The following is a 15406-nucleotide window of genomic DNA, read 5'->3' on the forward strand; positions in this document are numbered from 1 at the left end:
GTTAGATGTTTTGGTAATCTTACCTTTTAGGGATATATTTCCAGTAGTAGATGATGGTAATCAGATGGAGTCTCTATCTCCATCTGTACCTTTTATTCAATCATGGTGTAATGGCTTGTATGAATTTTTTTTTGGTAATCAGGGAATGCTAGTTAATTCAAGAGTTAATGCTAGTCAGGACAGGTGTTATTTAAATTTAAATTGTTCGTATATTTCAGCCAGGGATTCGCTCTTAGAGCAAGCAGAAATTCATATTACTATTGCACCAGTTAGGCTTTTTCCAAAAGGAGATCTTTATGAATATTTAGAAGAAGAAATATGTGCTATTGGAGAATTAATACAGAGGGTTAAGGGTCATGATGAAGAAAAAATTCATATATTTTTCTTAACAATTGATCAACTGTGTTTTGAGGGGGAATATGTCAATCTACCTGCATGCAAACAATTAATAGCATCTTTCTTACGGTTGTATAAAGATGTCTTAGTTTTTCGTTTATCTGTATTAGAAGGTTCATGCAGCAATATGCTTAAAGAGGCCTTGTCAAAATTGCCAGAAAGGCCTTCTGAAGCAGTGTCATGTAATGCATTGAGAGAGATGATTTTACAGGCAAAGATATGGAGTAATACATTTTTAAGAAGGCAGGATGAAGAGACAGTACTATCTGATAAGATAGATACTTGTTTAATAGATGCAATGGAGGGTGCATTAGGCATATCTTTTGAAGTAAATAGAAGGTATAAACATCTATCTGAAGACGAGCTGGTTCATTGGCTGGAATTTTTATCAGAAGGAGATTTTGTACAATTGTTAATAATAGGTCAGCATCTATTTCCAATAAAAATTTTACAAAAGATTTTAAAAAATAAGCCAAAGAGTACATGGGAGATTATTTTAAATAGGCTTTCCATTGAATTATTAAGAATCGTTCCATTAGAGCTATTGCAAGAGATTTTAATGGATGTGTCACATAGTAATTTAATTACATGTGTAAGCAATATGCCAATAATAATGCTTATAAATATACTTCAAGAAATTCCTAAAAATCTCTTAAATCAGGTTCTTTTAGAATTGCCTTTTGGTGTCATATGTGATTTAAAGCAAAGAATGGGAGACATGCCTTTATGGAAGCATGTATTACAACGAATAGATGAGTACCTTTCTGGGTTACAAATGAATAAAAACAACGAGGAATCATTTCTGAAGGCAAAAGAAAGACCTGTTCCATCATTATTATTATTGTCATCAAGCGCTATTTGCAAATACCCAATAAAGTCAGTAATTGAGGGTCAAGAACAGGTTTTAGCACCTTGGGGAGCACAATATATAGATCAGTTGCTTTTAGCTAATCCAGAGATCAAAGAATATGTCAAAATATTTGCAAAGATAAATGATTTATCATCAGAAGTATTCCCTAGGGTGGTTTTTGATAGGTCTCGAGATCCATTATATTCTAAGGAGTGTGATCTTTTCCAATTAGCTTCTTTGCTTCCTGGATGTGATGATTTTATTAAGAAAGCATTAGTAGCAAGATGTGTGTAAGATTAAGCAATAATTAAAAAAATGGCATAATGCAATGGCTATATTTTATCATAGAGATGTTACTCAAGCAGAAAGTACTGCATATCCAGTGGCAGCATTAACGCAAGATTCATCTTTTATTAAGTCATGGCATAGTAGTTTACAAAAACTCTTCTTTAATAAAGAAGGCATGATGGTTGATGAAGTAAGTTGTTACCCAAATTTCATTATTAATCATATGGATGTAGATCATGGGGTAGGAATTTGGGTCTTTATAGAGCCATCTAATCTAAGTGCGGAGCATACTTTTTATGATTTTAAAACACTTATATACAGTCATATTATTAAGATTTTGCAGTTGGTTAAAGAACATCCTGCAAATAGTCAGGCCGTTATATATAAACGAGTTTTTGGTTCTGCTTCAGAAATAATGAGATTAGAAGAAAGGCATTTTATGCAGTTTAGCGCCTCATTATTAAACTTATATAAAGATATATTGAAAATTAGTAGATATCAAATTGAAGAAAGAAAGTTAGTAACACTACAGGAAAGGTTAGAACATTTGGTCCTAACAACAGAAAAAACAGATTCCTTGAATACAATGAAAGCAATGATTTTAGAAATGAGAGAATGTTCCATATTTCAAAAAGAATATGAAGATAAGGCAAAGTTAGACCCAATAATGTGGCAAAGGCAGTTATTAGATGAATTGCAGATAAAATATCAAGTTTTTTCACCGCCATTAGGGGGTTTTGAGATGAAAATTCCTGATAATTTCATTGCGCAGTGTACTGATTGGCTGATGCATTTGCCAGAAAAAAAGATTGTTTGTGTATGTATTAATTCATGGAAAAGGTTTCCAAAGACTCTATTAATCAATGTTTTACGATCTCGATCAAGCAGGGTTTTAATAAGCATATTGCAAATGAACTTGAAAGTATTTTCTGTTTTTTTGCCATTAGATTTATTAAAAAAAGCGCTTAAAGCAATGTTAATAGACGATGTTAAGATATTTTGGGATCAATTTGTAGGGGATGAGCTCATAGGGATATTACAAGAGATGTCAGGGAATTTATTAGACAAAATTTTTTTGGAGCTCCCATATGATATGTTGTATAATTTAAAAGAAAAGGTCTTGTCCATATCTTTAGAAAAGGAGATACAAGAGTGTTTTGTTGAATTAAAGAAAGCTTATAAAAAAAAATATAACATCAAAAAAATTAATGAAAGCGTGATTCCTTCTCTGCGCTCTTTAGCAGCAAGCGCTATTTGCAGAGCTCCTCATAGCTCCTTAGTTGGTCAAGGATATCAGGCTTTATCTCCAATATCTCTAGAGAGGATATTACTGACTTCTCCCAGAATTCAAGAAGAGGTTCGAAGTCAAGTAAGAGTTCAGGTAAAAATTCCTATTGTGGAAGGATCTCCAGAGTTTATTTTTGAAGATGTGTTGGGACCAGATTATTTATCTGAATTAGATCTTTTGTCATTAGCTTCTTTGGCAGAAGGGTATAGAGTCGCTCTAAACAAGGTATTAGCAGAAAGATGTATGCAAGACTAGGCAGTAATTAAAAAAATTGCATAATGCAGACTGTTTTTTGAACATGTTATGTAATGGCTATAGTTTATCATAGAGATTCTGCTCAAGCAGGACGCATTGAATCTCCTGTTGCAGTATTAACGCAAAATTCACCTCTTATCAAGTCATGGCATAGTAGTTTACAACGATTCTTCTTTAATAAAGAAGGATTGATGGTTGGTGAGGTGAGTTGCTTTCCAAATTTAATTATTAATTATATTCCCCTACATCCTAGGCCAGAAATATGGATCTCTATAGAACCATCTAATCTAGGCATGCAGCATACTTTTTGTGATTTTAAAACACTTATAAACAGGCACATTAGAAAACTTTTACAATTGGTTAAAGAAAATCCTGCTAATAGTAAGGTGGTTATATGTAAAAGAGTTTTTGGTTCTTCTGTAGAAATAATGATGTTAGAAGAAAGGCATTTTATGCAGCTAACAGCCTCATTATTCAACTTATATAAAGATATATTTAAAATTAGTAAGTGTCAAATTGAAGAAAGGAAGCTAGTAATACTCCAGGAAAGGTTAGAAAATTTGGCACTAACAACAGAAGAAACAGATCCTTTGAATACATTGAAAGAAATGATTTTAGAAATGAGAGAATGTCATATATATAAACAAGAATATCAAAATAAGGCAAAGCTAGACCAGATAATGTGGCAAAGGCGGCTGTTAGATGAGTTGCAGATAAAATATCATTTTTTTCGAGAAAACATAGCGATTTCTGAGATAAAAATTAATGATAATTTCATTGCTCAGTGTAGTGAGTGGCTGATGCATTTGCCAGATAAAGAGATTGTTTGTGTATGTGTTAATTCATGGAAAAAATTTCCAAGGTCTCTTTTAGTCAATGTTCTGCGAGCGCGATCGAGTAGGATTTTAATAAGCATATTACAAAAAAATTTAAAAATATTTTCTGTGTTTTTACCGTTAGATTTATTAAAAAAAGCGCTCAAAGACATGTTAATAAATGATGTTAAGAAGTTGTGGGATCAATTTTCAATAAAAGAGCTTATAGTTATATTACAAGAGGTGTCAGAGAATTTATTAGACAAAATCCTTGCAGAGCTCCCCTATGAGAAGGTGTACAATTTAAGGAAAGAGGTCTTATCTATATCTATAGAAAAGCAGATACAAGAATGTTTTGTTGAATTAAAGATAGCGTATCAAAAAAAATATAAGGCCTTAAACGTTCATAAAACAGTAATTTCTTTTCTACGTTCTTTAGCAGCAGGCGCTATTTGCAAAGCTCCTCATAGCTCTGTAGTTGGTCTAGGAGCTCAGGCATTATCTTCAGTATCTCTAGAGCGTGTATTACTGACTTCTCCAAGACTTCAGGAAGAGGTTTTTGATCAAGTAAGAGGAAGAATAAATGTTCCTATTACGCAGGGATCTCCAAGGTTTACTTTTTCAGAAGCTCAGGAGCCAGCTTATTTACCTGAATTGGACCTTTTTCCATTAGCTTCTCTGGTGGAGGGGTATGAAGACGTTTTAAAAGAAACTCTATTAGAAAAATGTGTAAGTAAATAACAAAATCATTCTTCTAAATTAATTTGTGCTCAGTGCTTATACTTCCTTTTAGAGATCAAGCTCTTGCTCAAGCAGGAAAGGATCTATCTATCTTTAACAGTCTCGTGTACTGCATTACATAATCCTGCCTTATATGAACAAACTGCACTCTGGCTGATTATTAACCCATATAAGCTTTCATTAGAGGTAAATATTGAGAAATATTTAGAAAATCTAAGATTAAATATTCAAAGTTTAACAAAGATAGCTAGTGAGTATGATGGGAGAGAAGATCTGATAATCTGCTTAAAAATTGATAAACGGTCTTTCGTAGGAAGAAGCTTAAGTTTAATCATCATGTATGCAACTAATCTCCTCCATATTGCGTGTATATAAAGATGTCTTAACGTGTGGCTCATTTATGTTAGAATATATGAAAAGACAGATGCTCAAGGAAGCCTTAGAGCAATTGCCAGAAAGGCCATACCAAGAAGAGGCGTGTCATGCATTGAAAGAGATGCTGGTGTAGGCAAAGATGTGGATCAGTGCATCTTTAGAAAAAGATAATCATAAAAAATTAGATGCCAAGATAGACCTTTCTTTATTAGTAAATGAAATAGCGTTTAAATTATGTATAGAGAGGGAAGTGGAAGAGAGGTTTAAGCATGTAATAGATATAAATGCGGCGATCTTTTTAGTTGGCTACAATCTTTGCCAGATAAAGATTTTATGTATGCGTTAGAAGAATTCGCAAATTCATCTCCAATGAATAGCTTAAAAGAAGTTTTAAAAAATAAGCCAAAAAGTACACAGAAGATCATTTTACGTAGACGTTCAATATGACTATTAGGAGTAATTCCATTAGATGAATTACAACAGGTCTTAATGGAAATGCCTAAAGAGCTCTTAAGTAAGATTCTTTTAGAATTACCTCCTAATATTTTGTGTGATTTAAAGCAAAGTATGGCTTACATGCCTATAAGAGAGAGGTTAATGAAACTAATTAATGAAAAACTTTCTGAATTATCATTGCTGGGAAAAAGGAATGAATTATCACAGCCAGATAAAATAAGTTCTGTTGCATCATTACTGTCATTGTCAGCAATAGCTATTTGCAGATATCATCAAGGGTCTATAGTTGGTAATATAGAGAAGCCCCTGTATTGGTTTTTGAAAGATTTTATGATTCAGGGTATTCTAAGGAGCATAATCTTTTTTCATTAGCTTCCATGCTTCCTAGATATAATGGTCTTATAAAGAGGGCATTAATAGAGAGATGTATACAAGTTGAGATGGTGCATCTTTTATAGAAATATTGCGATAAATAAAAAATCTATAGGCATAATAATATTGATTTTAGCAGGTGATAGGCAATGGCTGTATTTTCTTTGAGGGAGCAAATGGGAACAATAGGAGAAGAGGTGCCTATAAATTCTCTGGCCTCACATTTACCTGTTCTTCAATTGTGGAAGGATAGTTTGATGGAATTTTTTTTTGGTAAAGAGGGGATTTTAGTTAATACAAGAAGCGGTGCTAGTCAATATCAGAGTTATTTAGTGATAAATTGTTCTTATGTTTTAGCACAGAATTCTTTATTAGGTGAAGAATTAGCTCGGATTACTCTTACATCACGCAAGTATTCTTTAGAAGGAGGTCTTGATCGATATTTAAAAAATGTAAAAGAAAATATAGCGGTCTTAATGCATATAAGTAGGCGGAGGGAAGGAAAAAATGTTCGTATAGTTTGTTTAAAAATTAATAATCTGTTTTTTCCAGTCAAAATCTTAAATTTCTCAGCATTTATACAATTATTAGCATCTTTATTACAGTTATATAAAGATGTCTTGGCGTGTAGTGTATTTACATTAGAAGATGAAAAAAGACAGTTGCTTAAGGAGGCATTAGAACAATTAGCAGAAAGGCCCTGTGAAGAAGGCGAGCGCGGCGCATTAAAGGAAATGTTTGTTCAGGCAAAGAAATGGAATGATGCATGTTTAGAAGAAAAGAATAGATTGGGATTAGCCTCTCCTAAGGTAAGTGCTTTTTTTCTATATCTAATAGATGTAGGTATACATATGCGTCGAGAAGAACAACAAAAATCAGAGGCTGTATGTCCAGATTTATCGAATGAAGAAGATGTTGTTAGATGGCTGGAATGTTTGCCAGAGAAAGATTTTATATATGCGTTAGAAGAAATTGCAAATCTATCTCCAATGGAAAGCTTAAAAGAAGTTTTAAAAAATAAGCCAATAAGTACATGGAAGATTATTTTAAGTAGGCTTTCAATACCACTATTAGGAGTAATTCCATTAGATGAATTACAACAGGTCTTAATGGAAATATCTCATAAAAATATGCTTGACTATATAAGTAGTATGTCATTGGAAATGCTTAGAAGTATATTACAAGAAATGCCTAAAGAGATCTTAGGTAAGATTCTTTTAGAAATACCTCATGGTATTGTGTGTGATTTAAAACAAAGAATGAGAGACATGCCTTTAAAAGAGCAGTTGATGAGAGAAATTAATGAAAAACTTTCTGAATTACAGTTGCTAGGAAAAGGGAATCAATTATCTCAGAAAGATAAAACAAGATCTGTTGCATCATTACTGTCACTGTCAGCAATAGCTATTTGTAGCTTTCATAAAGGGGCTGTAGTTGGTGGTATAGAACAGTCCCTGGATGCTTGGGGACCATCATATATAGAAATGTTGCTTAAAGATCATCCAGAGATAGAAAAAAATATTAAAAAATCCATGAGAGTGGTTTTAAGGCCTTTATATCAAGAAGGAGCTCCTGAGTTAGTTTTTGAAAGATGTCATCATCCAGAATACTCTCAGGAGCATGATCTTTTTCCATTAGCTTCCATGAAGCTTGGATATGATGATTTTATCAAGAAAGCATTAATAAAAAGATGTGAGCAGGACTAGATAGTTTATCCACATAGAATTCAAAAGTTTAATCTTTATGTTTATTAAGAGTTAGTTAGGGAATGTGTATTATTAGCTACGTTATATCTTAGTTATGAAGTTATTTTATAAAAGTATGGTCATAAATAAAACAAGACATTATCGTTATGATACTGTTTTTAAGGAACTTGTGAGCGATGTCTGTATTTTGTTTTAGGGAGCAACGTGGAAGAATAAGAGAAGAGGTGCCTATAAATTTATTGTCTCGGTCGTCACCCTTTATTGAATTATGGAAGAAGAGATTAAGTGATTTTTTTTTTGGCTCTGATGGGATTTTAGTTAATCAAAGAGCGTGCTCTAGTAACAGCAGGCGTTATTTAGTAATAACCAGTTCTTTTGTTTTAGCTGAGAATTCTTTATTAGGCAAAGACTTAGTCAAGATTAATCTTACATCATATGAGCTCCCGAAAGGAGAAGATTTCTCTCAATATTTAGAAAATGTACAATTAAGTATAGAAGCGCTAATGCAGATGAGTAGGGAAGGTGAAGAGGAACGCGTTCGTATAGTTTGTTTAAAAATTAATGACCTGTTTCTTCGGGTCAAAATCTTAAATTTATCAGCATTTATACAATTACTAGCATCTTTATTGTGGTTATATAAAGATTTTCTGGATTGTACTTCTTTTACATTAGGGGATGTGAAAATACAGGCGCTTAAGCAAGCCTTAGAACAACTACCAGAAAGGGCCTATGAGGAAAGAGGATGTAGTGCATTGAAGGAAATGCTTCTACAGGCCAAGATATGGATTAGTGGATGTTTAGAGGAAGAGGATGAAAAGGTCTTACCATCTCCTGAATTAGATGCTTTGTTGCTCAATCTAATAGGTATAGATATAAACAGACGTTTAGAAGAAAAGGAAAAATCACAGCTTTTATGTCTAGATCCATCAAATGAAAAAAATATTGTTACATATATAAGCAATATCTCATTAGAAATGCTTATAATTATATTACAAGAAATGCCTAAAGAGATCTTGGGTAAGATTCTTTTAGAACTACCTCCTAGTATTGTCTGTGGTTTAAAACAAAAAATGGATTGTATCTTTCGAAAAGAGCAGTTAATGAAAGAAATTTATGAAAAACTTTCTGAATTACAATTGCTAGGAAAAGCGAATCAATTATCCCAGCAAGATAAAACAAGAGTTGTTCTACCACTATCATCATTGTCAGCAATAGCTATTTGCAAGTCTCAAAGTAGGTCTATAGGTAGTAGTCTAAAACAGCCCTTGGCATGTTGGGGGGCATCATATATAAATATGTTGCTTCAAGATCGTCCAGAGATTGAAAGAAATATACAAAAGCGAGTAAGAGTAGGGATTCAATGTCCAGAAACATGCCATGAGTTGGTTTTTGAAAGAGCTCATCATCCAGGATATTCTAATGATCATGATCTTTTCTCATTAGCTTCCATGCTTCCTGGATATGATGATTTTATAAAGAAAGCATTAATAGAAAGATGTGTACAAAATTAGGTAGTCGATCCCACATAGAATTTAAAAATTTAATCTTTCAATATCACTATTAGAAGTAATGCTCTTAGACCTTTTACAACAAATTTTAATGGATGCATCAAATAGTGATTTGTTTGAATGTGTAAAAAATATGCCATTAGAAATGTTGATAATTATATTACAAAAACTTCCTAAATCTCTTTTAAATAAGGTTCTTTTAGAACTACCTCATAGTATTATGCGTGATTTAAAACAAAGAACGAGTTCCATCATTCTAAAAGAGCAGTTAATGAAAGAAATTAGTGATAAACTTTCAGCGCTACAATTGCTCGGCAAAGTGAATAGATTATCCCAGAAAGATAAAATAAGTGCTGTTTTACCACTATCATCATGGTCAGCAATAGTTATTTGCAAATCTCAAAGTACTTTTGTACTTAGTAGGGCAAAAAATCCTCTGGGACATTGGGGACCATCATATATAAATACGTTGCTTAGATATCATTCAGAGATTGAAGAAAATATACAAAGGCACACAAGAATGGGGATAAGGCCTTTATGTCAAGGAGAAGCCCCTGTCTTCCTTTGTGAGAGATCTCAGGAGCTAGGGTATTCTAAGGATCATGATCTTTTCCCTTTAGCTTCCATGGTTTCTGGATATGATGGTTTTATAAAAAGAGTGTTAGTAGAAAAATGTATGTACGACTAGATCGTTTATCTATATAGAATAATTACAATAAGTATTTTTTTTAACAGATTTACATTTTATGGCAATACAACCTTTTAGAGATTTATGTGCAGAAGTAAATAAGAAGAGTGATAAAAAGTTTCTGACTCCATCTTCATCTTTTATTCAATCATAGCGTAATAGTTTACAGGCCCTCTTTTTTGTTCATAATGGGATTTTAGCTGCTCAAAAAAATCATGGAGTAAAACATTTGTTTATCCATCTCTATCTGTTGTTTTATTAAATACACAACAAGAAATTTGGCTTATTATTAAATCATGCATTCTAGCCTCAGATGAACAAAATGTTCCATATTTAGAATGTATGCAATTAAATATTAAAAATTTAGTAAAGATAGTAAGTAAGAATAACAGGCAAAAAATATTTTATTAGAAAAATGTATAAATAATTAAAGATTGATCTTGGGGTTGGTTGTTTTCTATGCCAATTTCAGACTGTTTATATAATGAATAAAAGTTGCTTTCATGATTAATACATATAAGACATTCACTATGAGCTTCTTTATTAATTCTTAAAGAGTACCAATGCTCAATATTTTGCTGAAGTTTCTTAAATAGTTAGCTCTTAGTTTGGATAATGTTTCTGGAGAAGCATTACTATCATGGGATAATAATATATGAGCACGGTTAAGATCTAAGAGAGGATGTATAATTTGTTTACTATCACTATTTTTAATCAACCCAAGTGTTAAGCCTAGTTTAATTAAGCTAATTGCATTAAGAGCTTCTGGTAGTTCAGAGCAGTAAGAATAGGATAAGGTTCCAAGAGACAAGGTAATTTTATTTTTTAATTCATCGCTGATTGTTGTCATCAATTCATTGATGGTTGTTTGCTCCATAGCAATCATTTTAGCTGTTCTTGTTCTGATTTTAGAAATAATATCTTCTTCAGTTAACCCAAGGGTAATAGTATTATGAAAGATGGCTATATCGCCTTGAACTTGAGGAGAGTTAGCCTCTTGTCTATGAGCAGTGATGCTGGCTTCATTAGCAAATATTTGTTGAGATTGATCTGTGTGTAGTAAAGCTGGAAGATGTAGATAAGCGTTAATAGAAAGACCTGTGCCACAGAAAGAAGGGTCAGAGGTTAAAAATCCAAAATCTTTGGAAAAAGCAAAGTCAATATGTTTAGAAAGGTGGCTTTCAATACGAGTAAGTTGTTTCCATTTTTCTTCTAATTGATTCTCTTTGTCAATAGCATGAAGATTAAAATGATCATTGCCATTCAATATCACTAATAAGTTACCTTCTTGATTAATGATAAAGGTTTCTTCATCAGAATTCCGAGGAGGTAATGATAATAAAAATCTTTCTGTAATCCATTCTCTTTCCAAGGCAGATAGATTGTGTATGTTAAAGAGTTGTGGTTGACTGAAGTCATTGCAGGTAATTAAATTCTCATGAACAATTTTTATAATATCAGCTTGGTTTTGCTTAGGTAAATGTTTAGAAAATTTTAATTGAGAGAAATTACGTCGAAGGCTAAAGCGAGAAGTTAGCCATGTAGCATGAGGGATAGAGGTCCAAAATGATTCCCAAGGCTTAAATACAGGTAAATTATCACTATTTTGATTTGTCATGTGATTCCGTATTAGTTAATTTTCGAATTTGATCACGTAGGACAGCTGCTTCTTCATAATTTTCTTTAGCAAGAGTTTCATTTAAAGCTTCTGTTAACGCAATGATTTGTAGCTGAGGGTTAATTTCAAGAGCCTTTTTTGCTTCTTTTCCAACATGTAAAGGAAGAGTTGCTTGTGTATCATTTTCTTTTTCTGAAAGAGCATGCTTTTCTATTAATAAATTTACTAAAAGGGTTTTAAAAACGTCATAACAGTGTGAGCAGCCAAGGTCATTAGTTTCTAGGACTTCTTTCCACGTAGTATGGCAGTGGTCGCATTCTAAAGAAGGAATACTGGATAATGATTTTTCTGATGATGCTTGTTTATATAGAAGAGAGGATAGTTGGGGACATGATTCACACATAAAAGTATGAGTAAGAGTCTCTTGAGAAACCTCAGAGAAACAAATGGTGATTGGTTTTTTGCAATGCACGCATTCTTTAGGCTTCTTTTTCATGAGTCAAACCTTCACTTTTAAAAGTTTGATCTTACTAATCAAAGATAATAAATACAACTATACGTGTTGAAGATTATGACAACACATAATGGGCCTTGAAGGATTCGAACCTTCGACCCCCTCATTAAAAGTGAGGTGCTCTACCGCTAAGCTAAAAGCCCCAAGTGTATTATATGTTATTGACCCCAAGGGGATTCGAACCCCTGTTGCTGGAATGAAAATCCAGTGTCCTAGGCCAGGCTAGACGATGGGGCCTAAACCAAAGGAACAAAAATTTTAACCCATCCTCTGATTTAGAGCAATTGGTTTAAATTTCAGTGATCTCTTTTTCTTTAGCTTCTGCAGCCTCATCAATAAATTTGCAATATTTATCTGTGCTTTCTTGTATTTTTTTTTCTAAAGACTTCCAAAGATCCTCAGCCAAAAGACCTTCGTTTTTTTGTTTTTTTGCTTTATTGTTGGAGTCTTTGCGAACTCCTCGGATATGTACTTTTGCATCTTCGGCTTGTCGCTTGACTTGCTTAACCATTTCTTTTCTAGAGGCACTATCAGGTTCAGGGATTTTAACACGAACTTGATTACCTTCTACTTGGGGGTTAAGATTAAGGTTAGCAGCTATAATACCTTTTGCAATAGCATGTACATTAGTTGCATCAAAAGGAGTAACTAATAATTGTCTAGGTTCTGGGACTGAGATAGAAGCAACATCAGCAAGACGCATTTGTGCTCCATATACTTCTGCAAAAACTGTGTTTAAGAGCAATGGAGATGCTCTTCCTGTGCGTAACCCTTGAAGATCATTTTTAAATCCTGAAAGGCAGTGCTCCATTTTTTTATCATTATCTTTTAATAAATCATGCATACGATAAGTCCTATTTTATTTCTGTTCCAATGTTTGATTGAAAAATGGCATTCTCTAAGTCCATGGTAGATAATTTGAATAAACGGATAGGAATAGCATTTATCATACATAAAGTAATAGCAGAAAGGTCCATAACTTTTAATTTCATTTCTAAAAATTTCTCATAAGAAATTTTAGGCATGTGGATAGCATCATCAAAAATCAAAGGATCTTTATCATATACGCCATCTACGCAAGTGGTAGCTTTTAATAAAAGATCTGCTTTGATTTCACAGGCCCGAAGGGCTGCGGCTGTATCTGTCGTTAAATAAGGATTACCTGCTCCACCAGTACAAATGATTATTTGACCATCATTAAGCCTTCTAAGTGCTTCTTGTGGCTTATAAACATTAGCTATTTGTGGGCATACAAAAGAAGAAAATAATGAAGCAGATGCTCCTTCTTGAGAAAGAGCATCATGTAAAGCTATACCATTTAAAACAGTAGAGAGCATTCCCATTTGATCTGAGGCTAGCCGAGATAAAGAAAGAGAAGAGCCTTGCACACCTCTAAAAATATTGCCACCACCTAAAACAATGCTTAATCCAATATTTTTGTCTTGGATTGTTTTTAGTGAAAAAGCAAGATTTTTTATTTGATGCGAATCAAATCCAAAATTTCCTTTAGAACAAAAGGCTGCTCCAGATAATTTGAGCAAAACTCTTTTTATCACTTATTCCCCTACTTTCCACCGAACAAAGGAGATAAGAGAAGCTCCTGATTCAGCAATAAGAGATGCGATTGTTTTCGAAGAATCTTTTACGAAAGACTGATTCAACAAGCACATTTCTTCAAAAAATGCTGCCAACTTGCCATCAATAATTTTTTGAACGACATGGTCAGGTTTATTTTTTACTTGATCAGCTGCAATATCTTTTTCTCTAGCTAAAACTTCAGCAGGAACAGATTCTGGTGATAGATATAGGGGAGAAGCAGCAGCTACATGTAAAGCAACTTCTTTAGCTAAATCTTCAAAATTACCACTACCAGCGAGCTCTACAACTGCAACAACTTTACCACCTGAGTGAGAATAAAATCCCAATGAATGACCAGGTTTTTTAGGAATAAAAAGAACACGCTTAATAACGACGTTTTCACCAAGAGTTTGCATCATAACAGATTTGTGTTCATCAATTGTTAAAGAAAGATCTTTAGAAAAAGGTTTTTGTAAAAATTGATTAAGATCTGTTTGTGCTCCTTGGCTTAAGAAATCATCAGCTAAATCAGCAGCAAAACTTTGAAAACGATCATTCGCAGCAACAAAGTCAGTTTCTACATCAACTTCTACAAGAGAAAGTCCTGATGAAGAAGCAGATACTTTGATTACGCCTTCTTTTGTTTCACGTCCTTCTTTTTTTGCAGCTGATGCAAGACCTTTTTTTCTTAAATATGTAAGAGCATCTTCTAAGTTTCCTTTGGAAACTTCTAATGCTTCTTTACATTTTGTTAGTCCAACACCTGTTTGCTGCCTAAGAGCTTTAATTAAATCTGTAGAAATAGCAGACATTTTATGAAGGCTCCTTTTCATCATTAGATGAATATTTCATGTTTAAAATTTCTTCTTTTCCAAGATTTTTTAAATGTTTATCAGTTTTTTGGCCTTTAGAAGAAATAACACCTGGAGGAGTAATTTCTATACTATTAGCACGTTTTACTTGAACAATTGTTTGGGCAAGAGCTTGAACAACGATTTTAATACTTTTTAAAGAATCATCATTGCAAGGAATAACATAATCAATAGGATCTGGATCACAATTCGTGTCAACCAATGCCATGATAGGGATGCCTAATTTTCTAGCTTCTGCTACAGCGATATTTTCATAGCCTGGATCAACGATAATTAATAAGCCAGGTTTCTGTCGCATAGAGCGAATGCCAGAAAGGTTTTTATTTAACTTTGTTTGCTTTTTACCTAAAAGAAGAAGTTCTTTTTTAGTAAGGACGCCATCATCCATTTCAATTTGTTTTTCAGTTTTTTCTAAAGTTTTAATAGACTGACGAATAGTAGACATGTTTGTAAGCATGCCCCCAAGCCAACGTTCGCATACATAAAATTCACCACATAATTCTGCAGATTCTTTAATGACGCCTTTAGCTTGTTTTTTAGTTCCAACAAAGAGAATAGATTCGCCACGTTCCACAACTTTGGATACAACAGCAATAGCACTGCGCAATTGCTGAAGTGTTTTAGCTAAATCTATGATATATAACCCATGGCGAGCTTCAAAAATGAAGCGTTTCATTTTAGGGTTCCAGCGACGTTTTTGGTGTCCAAAATGTGCACCAGCTTCTACTAGCTGATGAACAGAAACATTTGTTGCAGAATCTTCCAAGCCTTGTTCCTCTATAGTTTGTTTTTTTTTTTGTGAACGATAACTCAACACGGCATCCCATTGTTGAAAATGAGATTTCGGTCTTGGTCTTAAAAAAGCGCCCGATCAGAATCGAACTGACACCGGTAGCTTGGAAGGCTACAGCTCTACCATTGAGCTACGGGCGCGAAATGGAGTTGGTAATCTTAAAATATGCAGATATTTTCGGCAATCTTTAAAAAAGATAAGTAAAGAAAAAAATAAAATTTAAAAAGATTAGCTAGTTATGATCAATAATTATAGTTACATCAGAGTAAAAAAATAGGAATCTCTCTTGAGTA

14 protein-coding genes and 3 tRNA genes are annotated in these 15406 nt (G+C 33.3%); 8 read left to right on the forward strand and 9 right to left on the reverse strand.

What is annotated here, in order from left to right:
• The first annotated feature begins 10 nt into the window (after positions 1 to 10).
• From CLAVI_RS01685 to CLAVI_RS01720, 8 genes are all read left to right on the forward strand, one after another.
• Positions 11 to 1540 carry a hypothetical protein gene (locus CLAVI_RS01685; RefSeq protein ID WP_194843849.1) on the forward strand — a complete coding sequence of 510 codons (1530 nt, stop codon included), beginning with the start codon at positions 11 to 13 and terminating at the stop codon, positions 1538 to 1540.
• Positions 1541 to 1574: 34 nt separating this feature from the next.
• Positions 1575 to 3077 (forward strand): hypothetical protein, encoded by a 1503-nt coding sequence (locus CLAVI_RS01690; RefSeq protein ID WP_194843850.1) that lies wholly within the window; start codon positions 1575 to 1577, stop codon positions 3075 to 3077.
• A 53-nt stretch (positions 3078 to 3130) separates the two neighbouring features.
• Positions 3131 to 4633 (forward strand): hypothetical protein, encoded by a 1503-nt coding sequence (locus tag CLAVI_RS01695; RefSeq protein WP_194843851.1) that lies wholly within the window; start codon positions 3131 to 3133, stop codon positions 4631 to 4633.
• Positions 4634 to 5147: 514 nt separating this feature from the next.
• Positions 5148 to 5354, forward strand: coding sequence for a hypothetical protein (locus tag CLAVI_RS01700; protein ID WP_194843852.1), 207 nt, complete (start codon positions 5148 to 5150; stop codon positions 5352 to 5354).
• A 143-nt stretch (positions 5355 to 5497) separates the two neighbouring features.
• A complete protein-coding gene (locus tag CLAVI_RS01705; protein WP_194843853.1) occupies positions 5498 to 5836 on the forward strand; it encodes a hypothetical protein in 339 nt (112 codons plus the stop codon).
• Positions 5837 to 5985: 149 nt separating this feature from the next.
• Entirely contained in the window at positions 5986 to 7542 is a 1557-nt protein-coding gene (locus CLAVI_RS01710) for a hypothetical protein (RefSeq protein WP_194843854.1), read from the forward strand.
• Positions 7543 to 7718: 176 nt separating this feature from the next.
• On the forward strand, positions 7719 to 9053 hold the full coding sequence (locus tag CLAVI_RS01715; RefSeq protein ID WP_194843855.1) for a hypothetical protein: 1335 nt from the start codon (positions 7719 to 7721) through the stop codon (positions 9051 to 9053).
• Positions 9054 to 9111: 58 nt separating this feature from the next.
• Positions 9112 to 9738, forward strand: a complete 627-nt coding sequence (locus CLAVI_RS01720) for a hypothetical protein (RefSeq protein WP_194843856.1) — start codon at positions 9112 to 9114, stop codon at positions 9736 to 9738.
• A gap of 550 nt (positions 9739 to 10288) precedes the next feature.
• Here the strand turns inward: CLAVI_RS01720 and CLAVI_RS01725 are convergent.
• From CLAVI_RS01725 to CLAVI_RS01765, 9 genes are all read right to left on the reverse strand, one after another.
• On the reverse strand, positions 10289 to 11356 hold the full coding sequence (locus CLAVI_RS01725; RefSeq protein WP_194843857.1) for a hypothetical protein: 1068 nt from the start codon (positions 11354 to 11356) through the stop codon (positions 10289 to 10291).
• On the reverse strand, positions 11340 to 11852 hold the full coding sequence (locus CLAVI_RS01730) for a UvrB/UvrC motif-containing protein (RefSeq protein WP_194843858.1): 513 nt from the start codon (positions 11850 to 11852) through the stop codon (positions 11340 to 11342). The genes CLAVI_RS01725 and CLAVI_RS01730 overlap by 17 nt, the downstream gene beginning before the upstream one ends.
• Positions 11853 to 11941: 89 nt before the next feature.
• Positions 11942 to 12013 (reverse strand) — tRNA-Lys (locus tag CLAVI_RS01735).
• Between the two features lie 19 nt (positions 12014 to 12032).
• Positions 12033 to 12107: transfer RNA gene (locus tag CLAVI_RS01740), tRNA-Glu, on the reverse strand.
• Positions 12108 to 12159: 52 nt separating this feature from the next.
• A complete protein-coding gene (gene frr / locus CLAVI_RS01745; RefSeq protein ID WP_194843859.1) occupies positions 12160 to 12714 on the reverse strand; it encodes a ribosome recycling factor in 555 nt (184 codons plus the stop codon).
• A 10-nt stretch (positions 12715 to 12724) separates the two neighbouring features.
• Positions 12725 to 13426 carry a UMP kinase gene (gene pyrH / locus CLAVI_RS01750; protein WP_194843860.1) on the reverse strand — a complete coding sequence of 234 codons (702 nt, stop codon included), beginning with the start codon at positions 13424 to 13426 and terminating at the stop codon, positions 12725 to 12727.
• Complete coding sequence (gene tsf / locus CLAVI_RS01755) at positions 13427 to 14260, reverse strand: translation elongation factor Ts (protein WP_194843861.1); 834 nt, start codon at positions 14258 to 14260, stop codon at positions 13427 to 13429.
• 1 nt (position 14261) lies between these two features.
• On the reverse strand, positions 14262 to 15086 hold the full coding sequence (gene rpsB / locus CLAVI_RS01760) for a 30S ribosomal protein S2 (RefSeq protein WP_194843937.1): 825 nt from the start codon (positions 15084 to 15086) through the stop codon (positions 14262 to 14264).
• A 96-nt stretch (positions 15087 to 15182) separates the two neighbouring features.
• Positions 15183 to 15253 (reverse strand) — tRNA-Gly (locus tag CLAVI_RS01765).
• Positions 15254 to 15406 lie beyond the last annotated feature (153 nt).

This window comes from Candidatus Clavichlamydia salmonicola (assembly GCF_015356765.1).
Classification (GTDB): Bacteria; Chlamydiota; Chlamydiia; order Chlamydiales; family Chlamydiaceae; genus Clavichlamydia; species Clavichlamydia salmonicola.